Origin of the sequence: Pseudomonas sp. A-B-19, from assembly GCF_019947515.1 — a bacterium.
Lineage (GTDB): Bacteria > Pseudomonadota > Gammaproteobacteria > Pseudomonadales > Pseudomonadaceae > Aquipseudomonas.
In genome coordinates this window covers 86026-104457 of the sequence record NZ_JAGYGN010000008.1, presented here as the reverse complement: position 1 = coordinate 104457, position 18432 = coordinate 86026, and the positions used below count along the sequence as shown (strand labels likewise).

22 protein-coding genes are annotated in these 18432 nt (G+C 60.9%); 16 read left to right on the top strand and 6 right to left on the bottom strand.

The genetic code is table 11. From position 1 onward, the window contains the following. Position 1: 1 nt before the first annotated feature. The 8 genes from KGA81_RS11475 (at position 2) to KGA81_RS11440 (ending at position 6110) form a co-directional block, all read left to right on the top strand. Entirely contained in the window at positions 2-547 is a 546-nt protein-coding gene (locus tag KGA81_RS11475) for a PilN domain-containing protein (protein WP_223545908.1), read from the top strand. Further along, a complete protein-coding gene (locus tag KGA81_RS11470; RefSeq protein WP_223545907.1) occupies positions 534-1082 on the top strand; it encodes a type II secretion system protein M in 549 nt (182 codons plus the stop codon). The genes KGA81_RS11475 and KGA81_RS11470 overlap by 14 nt, the downstream gene beginning before the upstream one ends. Next, the gene (locus KGA81_RS11465) at positions 1082-1600 is read left to right on the top strand and encodes a hypothetical protein (protein WP_223545906.1); all 519 of its coding nucleotides are present in this window, start codon (positions 1082-1084) and stop codon (positions 1598-1600) included. Before KGA81_RS11470 ends, KGA81_RS11465 begins: the two co-directional genes overlap by 1 nt. Then, entirely contained in the window at positions 1597-3423 is a 1827-nt protein-coding gene (locus tag KGA81_RS11460) for a type II secretion system protein GspD (RefSeq protein WP_223545905.1), read from the top strand. The genes KGA81_RS11465 and KGA81_RS11460 overlap by 4 nt, the downstream gene beginning before the upstream one ends. 2 nt (positions 3424-3425) lie before the next feature. Then, complete coding sequence (locus tag KGA81_RS11455) at positions 3426-3899, top strand: type II secretion system protein (RefSeq protein ID WP_223545904.1); 474 nt, start codon at positions 3426-3428, stop codon at positions 3897-3899. Between the two features lie 4 nt (positions 3900-3903). Beyond that, entirely contained in the window at positions 3904-4278 is a 375-nt protein-coding gene (locus tag KGA81_RS11450; RefSeq protein WP_223545903.1) for a type II secretion system protein, read from the top strand. Continuing rightward, on the top strand, positions 4253-4792 hold the full coding sequence (locus KGA81_RS11445) for a type II secretion system GspH family protein (RefSeq protein ID WP_223545902.1): 540 nt from the start codon (positions 4253-4255) through the stop codon (positions 4790-4792). The genes KGA81_RS11450 and KGA81_RS11445 overlap by 26 nt, the downstream gene beginning before the upstream one ends. 994 nt (positions 4793-5786) lie before the next feature. After that, positions 5787-6110: a DUF6124 family protein gene (locus KGA81_RS11440; RefSeq protein ID WP_223545901.1), complete on the top strand. Its 324-nt coding sequence runs from the start codon at positions 5787-5789 to the stop codon at positions 6108-6110. 61 nt (positions 6111-6171) lie between these two features. Here KGA81_RS11440 and ppnN read toward each other — a convergent pair whose 3' ends face one another. Beyond that, positions 6172-7545: a nucleotide 5'-monophosphate nucleosidase PpnN gene (ppnN, locus tag KGA81_RS11435; RefSeq protein ID WP_223545900.1), complete on the bottom strand. Its 1374-nt coding sequence runs from the start codon at positions 7543-7545 to the stop codon at positions 6172-6174. 236 nt (positions 7546-7781) lie between these two features. Between ppnN and KGA81_RS11430 the strand changes: the two genes are divergently transcribed. Next, the gene (locus KGA81_RS11430; protein ID WP_223545899.1) at positions 7782-8309 is read left to right on the top strand and encodes a DUF3087 family protein; all 528 of its coding nucleotides are present in this window, start codon (positions 7782-7784) and stop codon (positions 8307-8309) included. An 84-nt stretch (positions 8310-8393) separates the two neighbouring features. Continuing rightward, positions 8394-9938: a sensor domain-containing diguanylate cyclase gene (locus KGA81_RS11425; RefSeq protein WP_223545898.1), complete on the top strand. Its 1545-nt coding sequence runs from the start codon at positions 8394-8396 to the stop codon at positions 9936-9938. A gap of 78 nt (positions 9939-10016) precedes the next feature. Here KGA81_RS11425 and KGA81_RS11420 read toward each other — a convergent pair whose 3' ends face one another. From KGA81_RS11420 to KGA81_RS11410, 3 genes are all read right to left on the bottom strand, one after another. After that, entirely contained in the window at positions 10017-10379 is a 363-nt protein-coding gene (locus KGA81_RS11420; protein WP_223545897.1) for a DUF2784 domain-containing protein, read from the bottom strand. Between the two features lie 60 nt (positions 10380-10439). Then, positions 10440-11315, bottom strand: a complete 876-nt coding sequence (gene dapA / locus KGA81_RS11415; protein ID WP_223545896.1) for a 4-hydroxy-tetrahydrodipicolinate synthase — start codon at positions 11313-11315, stop codon at positions 10440-10442. 285 nt (positions 11316-11600) lie between these two features. Continuing rightward, positions 11601-12536 carry a sensor domain-containing diguanylate cyclase gene (locus KGA81_RS11410; RefSeq protein WP_223545895.1) on the bottom strand — a complete coding sequence of 312 codons (936 nt, stop codon included), beginning with the start codon at positions 12534-12536 and terminating at the stop codon, positions 11601-11603. A 168-nt stretch (positions 12537-12704) separates the two neighbouring features. On the opposite strand from KGA81_RS11410, the gene KGA81_RS11405 reads away from it, so the two are divergent. From KGA81_RS11405 to KGA81_RS11395, 3 genes are all read left to right on the top strand, one after another. Then, complete coding sequence (locus KGA81_RS11405; protein ID WP_223545894.1) at positions 12705-13403, top strand: AzlC family ABC transporter permease; 699 nt, start codon at positions 12705-12707, stop codon at positions 13401-13403. Then, positions 13403-13714 (top strand): AzlD domain-containing protein, encoded by a 312-nt coding sequence (locus KGA81_RS11400; RefSeq protein ID WP_223546049.1) that lies wholly within the window; start codon positions 13403-13405, stop codon positions 13712-13714. Before KGA81_RS11405 ends, KGA81_RS11400 begins: the two co-directional genes overlap by 1 nt. A 65-nt stretch (positions 13715-13779) precedes the next feature. Further along, positions 13780-13926 carry a hypothetical protein gene (locus KGA81_RS11395; protein WP_223545893.1) on the top strand — a complete coding sequence of 49 codons (147 nt, stop codon included), beginning with the start codon at positions 13780-13782 and terminating at the stop codon, positions 13924-13926. 218 nt (positions 13927-14144) lie between these two features. On the opposite strand, the gene KGA81_RS11390 is transcribed toward KGA81_RS11395, so the two are convergent. Next, on the bottom strand, positions 14145-14825 hold the full coding sequence (locus tag KGA81_RS11390) for an SOS response-associated peptidase family protein (RefSeq protein WP_223545892.1): 681 nt from the start codon (positions 14823-14825) through the stop codon (positions 14145-14147). A 198-nt stretch (positions 14826-15023) separates the two neighbouring features. Between KGA81_RS11390 and KGA81_RS11385 the strand changes: the two genes are divergently transcribed. Then, entirely contained in the window at positions 15024-15923 is a 900-nt protein-coding gene (locus KGA81_RS11385) for a polysaccharide deacetylase family protein (RefSeq protein ID WP_223545891.1), read from the top strand. Between the two features lie 42 nt (positions 15924-15965). Here KGA81_RS11385 and KGA81_RS11380 read toward each other — a convergent pair whose 3' ends face one another. Continuing rightward, positions 15966-16850 carry a LysR family transcriptional regulator gene (locus KGA81_RS11380; protein WP_223545890.1) on the bottom strand — a complete coding sequence of 295 codons (885 nt, stop codon included), beginning with the start codon at positions 16848-16850 and terminating at the stop codon, positions 15966-15968. A 127-nt stretch (positions 16851-16977) separates the two neighbouring features. On the opposite strand from KGA81_RS11380, the gene KGA81_RS11375 reads away from it, so the two are divergent. Together KGA81_RS11375 and catC are read left to right on the top strand one after the other, a co-directional pair. Continuing rightward, positions 16978-18126 (top strand): muconate cycloisomerase family protein, encoded by a 1149-nt coding sequence (locus tag KGA81_RS11375; RefSeq protein ID WP_223545889.1) that lies wholly within the window; start codon positions 16978-16980, stop codon positions 18124-18126. Positions 18127-18136: 10 nt separating this feature from the next. Then, positions 18137-18427: a muconolactone Delta-isomerase gene (gene catC / locus KGA81_RS11370; protein ID WP_008053771.1), complete on the top strand. Its 291-nt coding sequence runs from the start codon at positions 18137-18139 to the stop codon at positions 18425-18427. Positions 18428-18432: the final 5 nt, after the last annotated feature.

The window sequence follows — 18432 nt, the reverse complement described above, 5'->3', positions numbered from 1 at the left end:
CATGCGCCCCCTGATGCTCGACTTTCAGCCGCGGCGCCGTTCAAGCCCCTTGGGCTGGAGCCTGCTGGCCGGTGGCGTGGCGCTGACCCTGACGTGCGTTCTGGTGCAACAGCATCTGAGCAATGAGGCCGAACAACAGCAAGGCCACCTGCAAACCACCCAGCGGGTGCTCACCGGTGATACCGGCGGCAAGCTCAGCCTGACCCCGGCGCAAATCCGCGAGCAGGCGCAGAACCTGGCGGAAATGCGCAAGGTCTCCCAACAGTTGCGCCGCCCTTGGGAGCGCCTGTTCGCGACCCTCGAAGCCATGCCGCGGGACAATATTGCCCTGCTGACCCTGACCCCGGACGCCCGCAAAGGCCAGGTGCGGATCAGCGCCGAGGCGCTGGACCTGGACGCCATGCTCGATTTTCACCGCCGTCTCGAAGCCAGCGACGAGTTGTCCGACGTGTCGCTGCTGAGCCACGAAATTGTCGCCAACGTGCCGGAACACCCGGTGCAGTTCAACCTGTTGGCTACCTGGGAGATCGGCGATGCAAATCCATAAATTGATCGTCCACGAATACCTGCAAGGCCTGGGCGCTCCTGGGCTGGCAGGGATGGCCATGCTGGTGCTGGCGCTGAGCTATGGCCTGGTCGGGTTGCTGCCGGACTGGGAGTCGTTGCAAAGCCTCAGCCAGCAGACTCGCGAGGCTACCGAGTATCTGGCCAAGGTCGAAGACGGCACCGTGGCTGCGCCAGTGGTGCCGCAGCGTCAGCTCGACGATTTCCGCAGCAAGTTGCCGTCCCAGCCTCAGGCCACGGTGGCCATCGACAAGATCTACGCCCTGGCTGCCCAGGAACGCATCACCTTGTCCCGGGGTGAATACTCCCTGGGCGTGGACCCCAAGACACACCTGGCCCGTTATCAGATTCTGCTGCCGGTACGTGGCAGCTATCCGCAACTGCGGCGCTTCCTGCACGCCTTGCTCGGCCAGTTGCCGGCGGTGGTACTGGAGGATGTGGAGTTTCAGCGCAAGAAAATCGCCGATACCGAACTGACCGGGCGGATCCGCATGACCCTTTACCTGTCGAGGTCATGATGAATACCAAACGAGTGGTGGGTTGGGTGGCGTTCTTCGCTGTAGCGGCAGCGCTGGCCTGGTTCCCCGAATACTTCAAACAGGCTGACGACAGTGACCCTGTGGTGGCCACCGTGGCCACGCCAGCCAAGGGCAAGGCCCCTGGCGCATCGACGACTGCATCGAGCGCTGCGGCGCAAGTGCCGATCAAGGACCTGAGCCCGGCAGGCGATTTGTTCGCCGCCCGCAGCTGGAAAGCGGAGCCGGCCCCCGGCACCGTCACTGAACAACCGGTCGTCGCGGCGCCGGTGGTGCAAGTCCCCACTGCACCGCCGTTGCCCTTCCAGTTTGTCGGCAGGCTCGATGACCGCTCCGATCTGCAGGTGTTCTTGCAGAACGGCGAAAAAATCTACGTCGTGCGCAAAGGGGATGTGATCGACGAAACCTGGCGGATCGAGCGGATTTCCGATGTGGAACTGAGCCTGGTTTACCTGCCTCTGCATGTATCGCAGACCTTGTCTGTGGGGAGTACGGAATGAACAAATCCCGTTTGCTGATGAGCCTGTGTCTCTGTGCCGGGCTGGCCGCGTGCAGTTCGGCGCAGGTCGCCAGGGACGAAGCTTCTGCCCTGATGGAATCGGGCCAATATGAAGCCGGTCTGGCTCGCATCGAACAGGGGTTGCGTGAAAACCCTCGCGATACCGATCTGCACATGGCTCTTAACAGCGGTCGGGCCCGCGCCGTGACGGCGCTGCTGACCCAGGCAGACATGGACCGGGCCCAGCGTAATTTCGCCGGAGCCCGCATGACTTACAGCCGGGTCTTGAACATTGAACCGAACAACCGCCGAGCCCAGGATTCCCTGCGTCAGCTCGATTACCTGCGCAGCATGGACGAGAAACTCGAACTGGCCCGTGGCGACCTGCGTCGCGGTGACATCTACGGTGCCGACCGCCAGGTCAAACAGATTCTCGAACTGGACCCGAAGAACGACGGCGCCCTGGAACTGCAAGACAACATCCGCCTGGTGCAGAGCCGCAACGTGGTGCAATACCCGCAGCTGCGCACGCGTCTGGACCGGCCGGTGACCCTGGAATTTCGCGACGCCAACCTCAAAACCATTTTCGAAGTGCTGTCACAGGTCGCCGGCCTGAACTTCATCTTCGACAAGGACCTGCGCCCGGACATGAAAGCCACCATCTTCGTGCGTGAGGTACGTATCGAAGACGCCGTGGAGCTGTTGCTGCAACAGAACCAGCTGCATCAGAAAGTGGTGAATGAAAACACCTTGCTGATCTACCCGGACTCGCCACAGAAGATCAAGGATTATCAGGAGCTGGTGATGCGCACCTTCTACCTGACCAGCATCGATGCCAATACGGCGCTGAACATGATCAAGACCATGCTCAAGACCCGCGACGTGTTCGTTGACGAGCGCCTCAATACCCTGACCATGCGCGATACCGGTGACGCGGTGCGCATGGCGGAAAAGCTCCTGCAATCGCAGGACCAGTCCAACCCGGAAGTGGTGCTGGAAGTGGAAGTGATGGAAGTCGCCCGCCAACGCATTCTCGACCTTGGCCTGCAATGGCCCAACACCTTCGGTGTGATCAACACCGACGGCTCGCCAGTGACCATTCTCGATCAACTCAAAGGCATCAACTCCGGCCGGATTACCATCTCGCCATCGCCGCAGGCCCAGATCAACGCCCAGGACAAAGACGTCAACACACTCGCCAGCCCGGTGATCCGGGTGAGTAACCGCGAGCAGGCGCGTATCCACATCGGTCAGCGCGTGCCAATCATCAGCGCCACCTCGGTGCCTTCGACCCAGGGTCCGGTGATCACCGAAAGCGTGACCTACCTCGACGTCGGTCTCAAGCTCGAAGTGCAACCCATCGTGCACCTGAACAACGAAGTGGCGATCAAGATCGCGCTGGAAGTCAGTAACGCCACGCCGCTGACGCCAACCGCTCAGGGCACCATTCCGGTCCAGGTCGATACCCGCAACGCCCAGACCACCTTGCGTCTGCATGACGGCGAAACCCAGATCCTCGCAGGGCTCGTGCGCAACGACCACGGCGCCACCGGCAACAAGATCCCCGGCCTTGGCGACATTCCCGGCCTGGGTCGCCTGTTCGGCAGCAACAAGGACGACGTCAGCAAGTCCGAACTGGTGCTGTCGATCACCCCGCGGATCGTGCGCAACCTGCCGTACCAGAGCCCGTCGGACATGGAGTTCCCGACCGGTACCGAAACCAGCATGCACATCCAGGCACCGGACCGCTCGATGAGCACGGCGGTTCAGGCCGGCCCGATGAGCGCACCGATCGCCACCACCGTTACTGTTGGGAAGCCTTGATCATGAACGTCTCACATCGCGGTTTCAGCCTGATCGAAGTCGTGGTGACACTCGCCCTGGTCGGCCTGCTGGCCGGCATGGCCGCACCACTGACCGAGACGGTGGTGCGCCGGGGCAAAGAGCAGGAATTGCGGACTGCGCTGTATCAGATCCGCGATGGCATCGATGCCTACAAACGCGCCTTCGACGCCGGCTACATCGAGAAGTCGCTCGACAGCAACGGCTACCCGCCGAACCTGAAAGTGCTGGTCGATGGTGTGCGTGACGTGCGCAGCGCCAAGGGTGCCAAGTTCTACTTCCTGCGGCGTATCCCCCGTGACCCGCTGGCAGCCGTCAAGCGTGACGACGAGGGTGGCTGGGGCCTGCGTTCCTATGACAGTTCCGCTGAGAATCCGCAGGAGGGCCAGGACGTCTTTGACGTTTACTCCAAGGCTCGGGGCAAGGGTCTCAACGGTATCGCCTACCGAGAGTGGTGAGCCGATGCGCCGGCAAAAGGGTTTTACCCTCATTGAACTGATGGTGGTCATGGCAATCATCGCGACCCTGATGACGATCGCCCTGCCACGCTACTTCAGCAGCCTGGAGGCCTCCAAAGAGACCACCTTGCACCAGAGCCTGTCGACCATGCGCGAGGCGCTGGATCACTACTATGGAGACACCGGGCATTATCCCGATTCCATCGAACAGCTGGTCGAACTGCGCTACCTGCGAAACCAGCCGGTGGACCCGATTTCCGAGCGCAAGGACACCTGGGTCATCGTCGCGCCACCGGATGGTGTGGCGGGCGGGGTTGCCGATGTCAAGAGTGGGGCCAGCGGGAGGGCGCGAGATGGCAGCCTTTATTCCGAGTGGTAAGCCATCGGGTCAGGATGGTTTTACCTACCTGGGTGTGCTGTTTCTGATTGTCGTGATGGGCCTGGGCCTGGCCAGTGCCGGCGAGTTGTGGGCCACCGCGGCGCGGCGCGATCGCGAAAACCAGCTGCTCTGGGCCGGTACGCAATATGCCCAGGCGCTGCGCAGCTATTACCGCAGTTCGCCCGGTATGGCCCAGTACCCGAAAGAACTGGCGGACCTGTTGCAGGACGAGCGTTTCCCGTCGGCCAGGCACCATATCCGCCGGTTGTATCCGGAGCCGATGACAGGTGGCGAATGGGAGCTGATACGCGGTATCGACGGACGGATCAGCGGTGTGTATTGCCCGTCCACAGAGAAGCCGCTCAAGCAGGTGAACTTTCCCAGCGAGTGGTCGGACTTCAAGGGCATGGCCAGTTACAAGGACTGGCAGTTCGTGGCCGAGAAAGTCTCCCTCGAAGATGCCGGCGGGCCGCCGAAAGACCCGTCCACCTCGCCTCAGGCATTGCAGCCTTGAATCGGAGGAGCGAGCGTGCTCGCGAAGGCGGCCTGACGGCCTAAGATTTGTTGACTGAGTACATATCCATTCCTGTGGTAACGGCCACTTATGGTTCCGCTTTTACAGCGGGTCACTTTTGGCAAACGCCCCAAAAGTAACCAAAAGGTCTCGCCCCTTACGTACGGCCCCTCGCTAAGGCTCGGCGTTCCTTCGCTCCGGCATTCATCCGGGGGCATTGCCCTCCGGTCGGCTTCGCTTCGACCTACATGCAATGAGTTCGACTGCGTCGAACGGCGCTGCGCGCCCATCCCCGGATGAACGCCTCCACTCAGCCTGCCGAGGGGGCGGGTGGATCAAGATCAAAAGCTGCAGGCGAGCTAACGCTCGACCTGATGATTGGTGAGAAGCAACGCGGTGGTGTGTGCTGCTGTGCTTTTGCTTTTCTGTGGGAGCGAGCCTGCTCGCGATGGCGGCCTGACAGCCAACGAATAGTCCTCTGGCTCACACCACCAATGTGGCGAGGGAGCTTGCTCCCGCTCGGCTGCGCAGCAGTCGCAAATCCATTCAACGAGGTCTGTCTGACAAACCGCATTGTCTGATTTTTGGGCCGCTTCGCAGCCCAGCGGGAGCAAGCTCCCTCGCCACAGGAATTTGTGGATGTCAGAGACGGCTGTAGGACCAGGAGTGAAGCTACACCGTCTTGCGTCGTTGCCTACAACTACGCCAGAATCCGCCGGCTTGTGGGCCTTGGACCCTGACTCTATCGTTGCCGGGTCGCTGCAAATTCAGCGACCGGGTTTCGCAGCCCAGGTTAATCAAGGCGCTCAGCGCCACCGTTTCCTTGCAGTTGGCGCTTTTTGTTCGCCCACTGCTTTGTGTTATGGCGGCTGTGCGCGGGAGGCTTTCGGGTCTGCCGGGTTCCTTGATTCCCGGTCTGCGAACCTGCGTATGGCTGCCACCTTCTTCGTTTCGCAGCGAATCGTGGCGGCTCCATCAATCAAGGAGTTTCGTCATGGTCAAACCCACACCCAATCCCCCCGAATCAGAAACCGATACCACTCAACGTGCATCCGGTCTGCACCTCAAACCCGCCATCCTCAAAACCAGCGCACCGCACAATCCCAGCACGATGTTCGTCATCGCACCCGATATCGACACCGAAAGTTTGTTGGCCCACGCCTGCGAATCGCTGGCTTCAGCAAGCGTGATGGCCAGCGATTTCGCGACGTTCCTGGACGGCCCGCAACGCAGCATGTTGTTGGGCATCCAGCAGGTGATCATGTTGGCCGACCTGGCAGTCAACCGCGCACTGGATAACGTCGCCCCACTGGATTAACCGCTGAGCTTTTGTGGCGAGCGGGCAAGTCCCCCTCACCACAGTGTGTGGACCGGTGTGGCTACGCCACCACCCGATAACACGGCACATACGCCGCCCCACCCGGCAGTTTCATGCGGTGCTGGGCGACGAAGGCTTTGAGCAGCAGGTCCAGCGGCTGCATGATCGTGGCGTCGCCGCGGATCTGGTACGGCCCGTGCTCTTCGATCAGGCGGATGCCCTTGTCCTTGACGTTGCCGGCGACGATTCCGGAGAACGCGCGGCGCAGGTTGGCCGCCAGTTCGTGGGGCGGCAGGTCGAGGCTCAGCTTCAGGTTGGCCATGTTTTCGTGGGTCGGGTCGAACGGGCGCTGGAAGCCTTCGTCGATTTTCAACAGCCAGTTGAAGTGAAACGCATCGTTGCGCTCGCGACGGAACTGCTTGACCGCCTTGAGGCCCAGGGTCATCTGGCGTGCCACTTCGGCCGGGTCATCGATGATGATCTGGTAGAGCCGCTTGGCGGCGTCGCCCAAGGTGGCGCCGACGAACGCGTCCAGTTGCTCCAGGTACGGTGCAGCGTGTTTCGGCCCGGTGAGGATGACCGGGAAGGGCAGGCCTTCATTGCCCGGGTGCATCAGGATGCCGAGCAGGTACAGGAACTCTTCGGCCGTACCGGCGCCGCCCGGGAAGATGATGATGCCGTGGCCGACGCGGACGAAGGCTTCCAGGCGTTTTTCGATGTCCGGCAGGATGACCAGTTCGTTGACGATCGGGTTTGGCGCTTCGGCGGCGATGATCCCGGGTTCGGTCAGGCCCAGGTAGCGGCCGCCGTGGATGCGTTGCTTGGCGTGGGCGATGGTCGCGCCTTTCATCGGGCCTTTCATTACGCCGGGGCCGCAACCGGTGCAGATGTCCAGGCTGCGCAGGCCCAGTTCATGGCCGACTTTCTTGGTGTATTTGTATTCTTCGGTGTTGATCGAGTGCCCGCCCCAGCACACCACGATCTTCGGCTCGACGCCGGGACGCAGGGTGCGGGCGTTGCGCAGCAGGTGGAAGACGTAGTCGCTGATGCCCTGGGAGTTGCTCAGGTCGATGCGTTGGCTGTCGAGTTCGTTTTCGGTGTAGACGATGTCACGCAGGGCGCTGAACAGCATTTCCCGGGTGCTGGCGATCATTTCGCCATCAACGAAGGCGTCGGCCGGGGCGTTCAGCAGTTCCAGGCGTACGCCGCGGTCCTGCTGGTGAATGCGGATTTCAAAATCTTTATAGGCTTCAAGTATGGTCTTGGCGTTGTCGACATGGGCGCCAGTGTTGAGGATGGCCAGGGCGCACTGGCGGAAGAGGGTGTAGGTGCTGCCGGAACCGGCTTCGCTCAATTGCTGGACTTCCCGTTGCGAGAGCGTTTCCAGGCTGCCTTTGGGGCTGACGGAGGCGTCGATAACTTGGCGTTGGGTCATTCAATGATCCTTAAAACGATGTCATTCACACAGCAACCACGAATGGCATCCGAATAATGTGTATTCATGAAAGAAGATGGCACGAACTGCATGGTCTCGCCACGTCCCCCCCGCTTGACGATGAAAAGATGAAAAGGAGCCACAGCATAGCTAAATCCCGCGCAGAGGCGATAATGGCCCGCTGACTTTTTGCCTCAGCCCCCTTTTTACCATTGAAGCTCAGGAAACCCGACGCAATGTTCGAAATCCAGCCGATGAACGCCGACACCTACCGGCAACAGACGCGGCGCAGCACGGTCATCCTTGCCCTGACCTTTCTGGCGCTGGCGATGATTCTGTCCACGGCGGCGGTGGCTCTGTTCGGCACGCCGGCGGGCGAAAATCTGCGCTTCAACGTCGGTGGCGTGTTTGTGGCCGTGCTGACGATGGCGGCGCTGATGCGCAAAGTGTTCTGGCGCCAGGCATGGATGGCGCCGGCGGTCTACAGTTGGCAGCTCAAGCGCAGCCTGATGAGCATCACCAATGTCATGCATCATGTTACGGCGGCCGTGGAGCGGGGTGATCCGGCTGCCATGAAGCTGTTGCGTTTCTACCATCTGGGGTTGAACCAGATGCATCAGCTCGATGGCAACTCAAGCGACCATGACCAGTTGATCCGCGAAATGGACCAACATGCGGCGCGGATGCAAGCGCTGGGCATCGATACCGGGCAGACGCGGCTTGATCCGGCGTGGCTGGAGGCGGTAAAACAGGCGACGCGCTAACATCATTGCAAGCCTGTAGCAGGCAGAGTGAGCAAAAGCGGCGATCAGGAAGACTCGCCCTGTCACGGACAATCAGGGAGCACCATGCGATATCCGTCGATCAACGATCATATTGAAATGCCCCGGCCAGCCGTGACCCGACTCAAAGTCCGTTCGGCGGTGATCCTGCTGGCGGCGGTGTGCTTGTCGATGATGGCTATCGTGATCTGGGAGGTCTGGAGTTCACGCCAGTACCTGCTGCATGACAAGGAAGTGGCGATGTCCAACCTTGCGCAGACCCTGGCCTCGCAAGCGCAGGCAACGATCAAGCAGGCCGACACGCTGCTGTTCACCCTGGTCGATCGTCTGGAGCACGACGGTGTGGATCAAGCCCGGCTGCCACAATTGCTCAACGTCCAGCGCCGTGAGTTGAGCCAGCTCCACGGCCTGTTCGTTTACGACGAAAAAGGGCAGTGGATCGCCAACTCCAATGGCGCCGGCCAGACCGGTGTCAACAATTCCGACCGCGAATACTTCATCTTCCATCGCGATAATCCCAGCCGTGGGCCGCACATCGGGCCGTCGATCAGGAGTCGTTCGAGTGGTGAGTGGATCATGACGGTTTCGCGCCGGGTCAATCATCCCGATGGCAGCTTTGCCGGGGTGGCGCTGGCGACGATTTACCTCAGCCATTTCCTGCAGCTCTACGACAGCATCGACATGGGCAGTAACGGCGTGATCAACCTGATCGCCGACAATGCCAGCATTGTCGTCCGCAGACCCTTCAAGGAGACGGATATCGGCACCAGCCTCGCCAAGAGCCCGTTGTTCAGCCAGCTGTTACCCAAGGGCGACGGAGGCACGGCCACGATCAGGTCGGTCGTCGACGGTATCGAACGGGTGGCGGGGTATCGCCGGGTCGAGGGTTATCCGTTGATCGTTTTTACCGCGCTGAACAAGGATGAAGTGCTTGCCAGTTGGCGCCGGGAAACCCTTCTCAGCGTCTGCATCGTCACGCTGTTGCTGAGTTTTCTCGGGGTACTGGGGTTGCGGCTTATCAAACTGATGAAGCAGCAGAATCTGGTACAGGTCGAGTTGCTGGACACCCAGGACAAGCTCCTGGAGGTCAATCGCAACCTCGAGGGCCTGGCCCTCAAGGACGCGCTGACGGGGCTGGCCAATCGGCGTCAGCTCGACGCTTTCATCGATGCCGAAATGGGGCGCGCCCGACGCAGCCAGGCCGAGTTGGCGCTGCTGATGATCGACGTCGATCATTTCAAAGCGTTCAATGACCGCTACGGCCACCTGGCCGGTGATGAGTGTTTGCGCAAGGTCAGCGCGATCATCACGGACAACATCAAGCGCCCCGGTGACCTGGCCGCCCGTTATGGTGGCGAAGAGTTCGCGGTGGTGTTACCTGGCTCTGATTATGTGGGGGCATTTCTGGTGGCGGAGAAAATCCGCCGCGCGGTACTACAGGCCGACATTGCCCACAGTGACAGCCCGCAAGGTACCGTGACCGTCAGCGTCGGCGTGTGCGCCAGCAATGCCGACTCCCAGCTCCGCCCCGAAGACCTGATCGGTGCGGCAGACAAGGCGCTGTACGTGGCCAAGGCCAGTGGGCGGAACATGAGCGTGATTGCCAACTGAGGGTCGGGCGTCAGGCAAACGGTCCGTTCCCTGAACCAGCCACCAGTCCAGGGCGCGACCGTCTGGCTGGTTGAAGATTCAGGCGGCCCGTTGCCGGATCACTCGGAAATAAACCAGTACGTTGAGTACCAGTACCACAGCGCCCAATCCCACCTGAATGCCGGGTGTCAGGCCTGCCGGGTAGATCACCGGCCAAATGTAATGCTCGATGAATCCACCGCCATAACCGCTTTGCCCGGCCCCATGGCGCATGTGGTTTTCCCAGTCGGTCAGCGGGCAGGGCAAGTGGAGGAATTCCACCGCCATACCCCACAGCGCAGCAGGCAGGTGCCACCAGATCAGGTGGCGCCATTTGAGTACCAGCAACCCGCCGAACAACACGAACATAATGAACAGCAAGTGCAACAGCATCAGCCCGTCGGCGGCGATTCGATACAGCATGTCGGTGCCCCTGAAGGCTGAACGAATCGCTGCATGGTACTCGGGCCGGTGGCGGGCGCTCTATCGATTGTCGCGGCCCAATGCGCTGAGCACACCTTTCAAACGCTCGGTCATCGAGTCACTGCTGCGCTGCATCGGTGCGCGCAGTTCGTCACCGATCAAGCCTTGCAGGGCCAGCGCGGTTTTCACCGGGGCCGGGTTGGGCTCCAGGAACAGGCTGTTGATCAGTGGCAGCAACCGGAAAAACGTGGCGCGGCCTTCAGCCAATTGGTTGTCGCGGATCTGCCGGTGCAACTGCACGAACAGTTCGGGATGGATATGCGCCGACGCGGCAATCGCGCCTTTGGCGCCCAGGCACAGGGCGTTGAAGATCTGGTTGTCTTCGCCGCACAGCACGTCGACATGGCCGCTGTTGAGCAAGGCGAGGGTGTTCGAAAAATTACCGCCACAATCCTTGATGGCGACGATGCGCTCGTGGGCGACGATGTTGAGCAGGGTCGCCTGTTCGAAGGCCACGCCGGTCCGGTAAGGGATATCGTAGAGAATCAGCGCAACGCTGGAGGCATCGGCGACCGTGCGGAAAAACGCTTCGAGGCCGGCCTGGGACGGGCGGATGTAATACGGCGCCGGCACCAGCAGGCCAGCCACCGGGCGCTTGAGGATCTCGCTCTGGAACTGCAACAACTCGGTCAGGTTGTTACCGGCCAGGCCCATGACCACCTGTTGCGCCGGCACCAGCTCCAGCACCGCATCGAGCACCGCCAGTTGCTCATGTTTGCCCATTGCCGCCGGTTCGCCTGTGGTGCCGCAAACGATGAGGCCGTCGACACCTTTTTCCAGCAGATGGCTGACCAGCCGGCGCAAGCCGACGAAATCGATGGCGCCGTTGTGGAACGGTGTAACCAGTGGAACCCAGATACCTTGAAACGCAGACATGCATTTTCTCCTGATGGTTGACCGATTTCGTCACCGTCAGGGGCATGGAAGGAGAGTAAGCAAGGGGAGGGTGGTCCGTCGCGCTCAATGTCCTGTCAGCTCATCTGACGGGACAGCGCGCCCCGGTCACATGAGCGACTGTTTCTTCGATTTGAGGGCGCGCGCAACGCAACCTTGCGCCTTGGCAATCAAGCCAATGACGGAAGTGTTGAGGTTGAAGGTTGCGGACATACTTGCTTACACCCTGAGTGAGGCGCCCAGTTTTAAAAGCCGGCGCGCCGTTTGTCAATCACGAAAATCAGCGAACTCGGCGCGCATCCGGCCATTGTGCTTGGCCTTGTAGAGCAACTGATCGACTTGGTCGACGAACTCCAGCGCCGTTGCATGCACTGAAACGCCGGTGGTGCCGACACCAAGGCTGACGCTCAGCAGGTTCGATACCCCGGAAAACTCATGGGCAATCTGCTGCTGGCGAATCAGGTGCAGGCACTTGTGCGCCACCAGCCTGGCGGATTCGGCATCGGTTTCCGGGAGTAGCCAGACGAATTCTTCACCACCGATCCTCGCGATGAAATCCCGTGGCCGATTGGCCGCCAGTGACAGGGTTTGCGCGACACGGCGCAGGCATTCGTCGCCCTTGATGTGGCCGTAATGGTCGTTGTACTGCTTGAAGTAATCGATATCCAGCACGATCACCGACAATGGCAAACCGGTGCGCTGGGCGTGGTTCCACTCGCGCTCCAGCACGGTGTCGAACATGCGCCGGTTGGCGATGCCGGTCAGGCCGTCCTGGAAGGAATACTCTTCGAGCTGCTTTTGCAGGCGGATCAGGTGTTCTTCGGTTTTCTTGCGCTCGCTGATGTCGAACATGAAACCCACCAGCGCCTCGACTTCACCGTTCTTGCGCACCACGTGCACCACATCGCGGATCCACACGTACCCGCCGCTTTCGGTGAGTGCGCGGTAGTCGGCTTCGTGATCGATACCGGCGCGCGATTGCGAGACGCAAAAGTCCATCACGTAGTCGCGATCATCCGGGTGCATGCGCTCGACCCAGTCGTTGACCGAAAGCCAGCTGTCCTGTTTCCAGCCGAGCAATTGCTCTATCTGTGGCCCGATGTAGCTGAAGGTCATGGTTTTCCAGTCGATGCGCCAGGGAATCGCCTGGGTCGACTCAAGCAGGGTTTTATAAACGTCGCTGTCGGTTTCGACTGAACTCATGAAGGGCCTGCCTCGGTGAAAATGCAGCGCCATCATGTTGTTACCACTTTGCTGAATCAAGCGGGCAGCCGATGAATGGCACACCGTCGTATCAGTGAGCAAGATTGTTCAAGCCATCGGCCGCGACTGCTGGCACAGTCCGGGGTCTTTCCCTGTCTGTAGAATGTCATGTCCAACTCACTCATGCCCCGCAGTGCCTTTCTGCGCGGCGCCGCAGCGATCATGCCGCTGTCTCTGGCCACCGCGCCCTGGGGCTTGCTGGCCGGCTCCATGGCCATCGAAGCCAACCTCACGCCCCTGCAAGGCCAGGGCCTGTCGGGCATTGTGTTTGCCGGCGCCGCACAACTGGTGGCCATTGGCATGCTCAAGGGGGGAGCCGGGATTTTTTCGATCTTGCTCACCACGTTGCTGCTGACCTCCCAGCATCTGCTTTACGGGATGAGCATGCGCTCGGTGATTTCGCCATTGCCGGGGCGCTGGCGCGCAGGGCTGGGGTTCTTGCTCACCGATGAGTTGTTCGCCTTGACCAGCCAGCACGACAAACAGCAGTTCAACCGCTGGTACGCCCTGGGCGTGGGCCTGACGTTCTACCTCGCCTGGAACCTGTTCACCCTGGCGGGGATTGTGCTCGGCAGCAGCATTCCGGGCCTGGAACACCTGGGCCTGGACTTCTCCATCGCGGCCACCTTCATTGCCCTGATCACCCCGGTGGTGCGCAATGTGCCGACCGTGGTGTGCGTGGCGGTGTCGCTGTTCTGCTCGGTGCTGTTCAGTTACTGGCAATGGGGCTCGGCGCTGGTGCTGTCAGGGCTGGCGGGCATGACCGCCGGGTTTGTCTGCAATAAATTCTACGGTGGACGCACATGATGGTCTGGGCAGTGATTGTCGCAATGGGCGTGTTGGTGTTCCTCAACCGCTACGTCTTTCTGGAACCGCGACTGCCGGTGCGCTTGAGCAGCAATGCCCGGCAATTCCTCGGGTTTGCCGTGCCGGGCATGTTGACCGCGATCTGTGGGCCGATTGTGTTCATGCCGGAAAAACAGCTGAATCTGCACTGGGACAATCCCTATCTGATCAGCTCTCTGGTGGCGGTCGCTCTGGTGCTTTACACACGCAATACGTTGCTCAGCATGCTGTTGAGCATGGGCTTCTTCTTTTTGTTGCGCTGGTGGCTTTGAGCGGGGCAGGGGAACTGATCTAAACTTGAAATGGATGACCGATCCCTTCAGGAAGCGAGGTGAACATGGCCAACGAACCCAAGCAACCGGACCTGGAAGAAGACGAGGACGAACCCACGGACGAAGAGATTGAACAGCAGAAGCGTTCGGTACCGGACTGGAAGCATCCTGACGACGGTACGGAACTGTCAGAGCCTGACCGCAAGTTCTGACTGGCACGCCAATACGACAAATCCCCACTCAGAAGGCGTAATGCTGATCACTGTAGGAGCGAGCTTGCTCCGGGCGGCGTTCCGACGATGGACTCAAGAGCGCCGCGTTTAGCCAGTAAACACGCGTTATCGTTAACGACCATCGCGAGCAAGCTCGCTCCTACAAAAAAGAATCAGCATTGCGCCTTCTGAGTGGGGCTTTGTCGTGATTGACAGGTTCATGGAATTTCTTTAATCAGCGCGGCGCCCTGGTTCCTGACGTTGCCAACGGCCTTGTCGACTTTGTACCACTCAAATACGTTACTGGCCTCGCCCTGGGATAACGCCATTTCCTCGGCTCGTTCCTTGGGTGTGGCCGGGTCCAGCCATTCCCGCGCCAGTTCGGGGGAGAACACCACCGGTCGCCGGTCATGCACATCGAGCAGGCCGCCTGCGCTGTCGGCCGTCAGGATCACGAAACCGTCGTGCTCCCTGTGCGGGGCTCCGCCGATGGGGTACTGGCCGATCGCCGCACAGAAAACCGGCGCCCGGTTCCGTCGTCGGATCAACCACGGTTGTTTGTTGCCGTCATCGGCCTCGACCCATTCGAACCAGTTATCAATCGGGCAGATCGCCCGATGGGGCCAGATCGCCCGGAAGTACGGGCCATGGGCGACTTTCTCGACCCGGGCATTGACCGGCTCCGTGCGATCCGTCGCCCAGTGCGGTCGCCAACCCCAGCGCACCAGGTCGGCGTGCAGCCGCTCGTTCTCCAGATGCAGCAGGGCGAGTGGCGTGGCAGGCGCGGCGTTGTAGTGCGCCAGGGGTTCGTTACCGACGCGGTTGATCAGCGGGTCGGGGATGCTCAGCACCGCCACGAAGTCGTGGATTCCGCGGTATTGCGACAGTCGTCCGCACATGGCCTGACACTCTGTGTTGAGCATTTTTTTCAGTTTAGTTGGTGGCGACGAAACGGGCCTGGCAAGCACTGGAACCAAACTCTGTGTACCTTATCCAACCTCGGCCCGCCGTCTTGATGCGGGCCAACGACGGATGAACGGGCGAAGGATTGCTGCCAGTTGAAGTATTCACCGTGATGGTCTGGCCCAAGGCAAAAGATGAAACAGTTGTTCAAGTGTTTAACGGTGTGCGCCTTGGCAGTCGGTCTGCTGGGGTGCATTGCGGCGCCCATCGAAATGACCCCGCAGACCGAACAGCGTCTGAGTGCACAACCCCCCATTCGCTTTCTGCTGACCTTCGATGACGGTCCCAGTGCATCGAGCTGGTGGAATCCGACCGTGACGGTGCTCGAGAGCCTGGCGCAAAACCCGCTGCAACCGGGCATCAAAGCCGTGTTCTTCGTGCAAACCCGCGCACCGCGGGCTGGCGGCAGCGAGCTGGGCCGGGACATCATGCGCCGCGAACACGCCGAAGGTCATATCCTGGGCTTCCACACCGCCACGCCCCGGCACACCAATCATCGCTCGCTGGAGCCCCAGGAGCTGGAGCAGTCCCTGACCGATGGCAGCGCCGACATCGCGGCGATCACCGGCGCACCCCCAACCTTGTTGCGCCCGCCATTCTGGAACTACGACAAACGCACCTTCGCTGCTTATCAGCGGCATGGCCTGCATGTGCTGTTGACGGACTTGAGCGCCAATGACGGCAAGATCTGGGGCTTCAACGCCAGCCCCCGGCGCCGGTCGCATATGCTGCGTTCGATGTCCGAAGTCCGCGAACGCATTGCCCGCGGCGAATTGCCGGTGGTCGATGGGGTGATTCCGGTGGTGGTGACCTTCCACGACCTTAACCGTTATACCGCCCGGCATACCCGCGAATACCTGCAGATTCTGCTCGACAGCGCCCGGCAGACCGGGGTGAAAACCGCGGACAAGCCGTTTTACGAGGATCAGGCCGCGTTGCTGCGGGCTGCCATGGCGCGAACCGTGCGTGACGATTCGCAGCCGGTCGAGTTGCCGGGGTTCTGGAACTGGATCTGGAACAGCAATTCCCGGTAGGAGCTGCCGCAGCCTGCGGCCCCTCCTACAGGTAATCAGCGTTTAATCTTGTGGCAATAGCTCATCAATCATCCGCAGACAATGGTTCAACCCCGGCGACACATCGCCCACCCGTCGGCTGAGAATGATTGGCGAGGTGGCGTTGTCTTCCAGCAGCGGGGTGAAGCCGATGTCGTCGCGGTGCAGCAACTGCACCGAGGCCGGCACCAGCGTGACCCCGATGCCTGCCCCCACCAGGCCGATCGCCGTTTGCAGCTCGTTGGTCCATTGCGCGACGTGGATGCGCACGCCATAGGACTCAAACAGGGCAATCACATGGTCGGCGTAACTCGGCCGTGGGTTGCCGGGGTACAGCACAAAGGGTTCCTTTGCCAGCTCCCGCAGGCTGATGGGGCCGGCGAGCAACGGATGCCCGGCGGGCAGGGCGGCGACCAGGCGGTCTTCGGTGAGCACAGTCTGGACGATGGCCGGGTCGTCGATGCGGATCCTGCCGAAACCGATGTCGATGCGCCCGGCCTTGAGCGCCTGCACCTGTTGCAACGTGGTCATTTCCGACAGCCCCAGTTCCAGCTCCAGCGGCTCGCCACTGCGTAACCGCCGGATCAGTTCCGGCAGCACGCCGTACAGCGTCGACGGCGCAAAACCGATGCCCAGCCAGGTCTTCTCACCCAGGCTGATACGCCGCGTGTTGTCGCAGACCTTGTTCAGTTGTTCGAGCAGGGCGGTGGAGTGTTCATGGAAAAACCGTCCGGCGTCGGTCAACTTCAGCGGTCGGCCGCGCTCCAGAAGCATCACCCCCAGTTCGTCTTCCAGTTGCTGGATCTGCCGGCTCAGGGGCGGTTGGGCGATGTGCAACAGCTCTGCGGCGCGGGTGAAGTTGAGGGTTTGAGCCAATACCTGGAAATAACGCAGGTGACGCAGTTCCATGGAGCCTCCAGACGCGAATCGGTTGTATACCTTTAAGGTATCAAGTCAGACCAATTCTATATTGGCATCGCGAAAAAAGCCGTACGAGAATCGATTCCAGAACTCCAAGAACCTGACGGGTATTGAAATGCTAGCAACCGCCATTGAGTCGATCGAGACGATCATCGTCGATCTGCCGACCATCCGCCCGCACAAGCTGGCGATGCACACCATGCAGAACCAGACCCTGGTGATCATTCGTGTGCGTTGCGCCGACGGCATCGAAGGCATCGGCGAATCCACCACCATCGGTGGCCTGGCCTACGGCAATGAAAGCCCGGACAGCATCAAGACCAACATCGACACGCATTTCGCACCGTTGTTGATCGGCCAGGACAGCGGCAACGTGAATGCCGCCATGTTGCGCCTGGAGCGCAGCATCCGTGGCAACACCTTCGCCAAATCCGGTATCGAAACCGCACTGCTCGATGCCCAGGGCAAACGCCTCGGCCTACCGGTCAGCGAACTGCTTGGCGGCCGGGTTCGCGATGCGCTGCCGGTGGCCTGGACCCTGGCCAGCGGCGACACTGCAAAAGACATCGCCGAAGCGGAAAAAATGCTCGACCTGCGCCGCCACCGCATTTTCAAACTGAAGATCGGTGCCGGCGAGGTCAATCGCGACCTGGCCCACGTCATCGCCATCAAAAAAGCCCTGGGTGACCGCGCCAGTGTGCGGGTCGACGTCAACCAGGCGTGGGATGAAGCCGTGGCAATACGAGCCTGCCGAATCCTCGGTACCAACGGCATCGACCTGATCGAACAGCCGATCTCGCGCAACAACCGCGCCGGCATGGCCCGCCTGAATGCCATGAGCCCGGCGCCGATCATGGCCGACGAGTCCATCGAATGCGTGGAAGATGCGTTCAACCTGGCCCGCGAAGGCGCGGCCTCGGTGTTTGCCCTGAAAATCGCCAAGAACGGTGGTCCACGTGCCGTATTGCGTACCGCCGCCATCGCCGAAGCGGCCGGTATCGCCCTGTACGGCGGCACCATGCTTGAAGGTGGCTTGGGCACCATGGCCTCGGCCCATGCCTTCGTCACCCTGAACAAACTGGCGTGGGACACCGAGCTGTTCGGCCCGTTGCTGCTGACTGAAGACATTCTCAGCGAACCGCTGGTGTATCGCGATTTTGAACTGCACGTACCGAATACACCGGGTCTGGGCCTGAGCCTGGATGAAGAGCGCCTGGCGTTCTTCCGCCGCGACAAGACATCGACTGCCATTCATCAAGCCTGAGGAGAGCATTATGCTGTTCCACGTAAAAATGACCGTGAACCTGCCGGTCGACATGAACCCGGAGGCGGCCGCCAAACTCAAGGCTGACGAAAAAGCCCTGGCCCAGCGCCTGCAGGAGCAGGGCAAGTGGCGCCACCTGTGGCGCATCGCCGGGCACTACGCCAATTACAGCGTGTTTGATGTCGACAGCGTTCAGGAGCTGCATGACCTGCTGATGCAGTTGCCACTGTTTCCGTACATGGCCATCGAAATCGACGCGATGTGCCGTCATCCTTCTTCCATCCGTGACGATGACCGCTGAGCCCA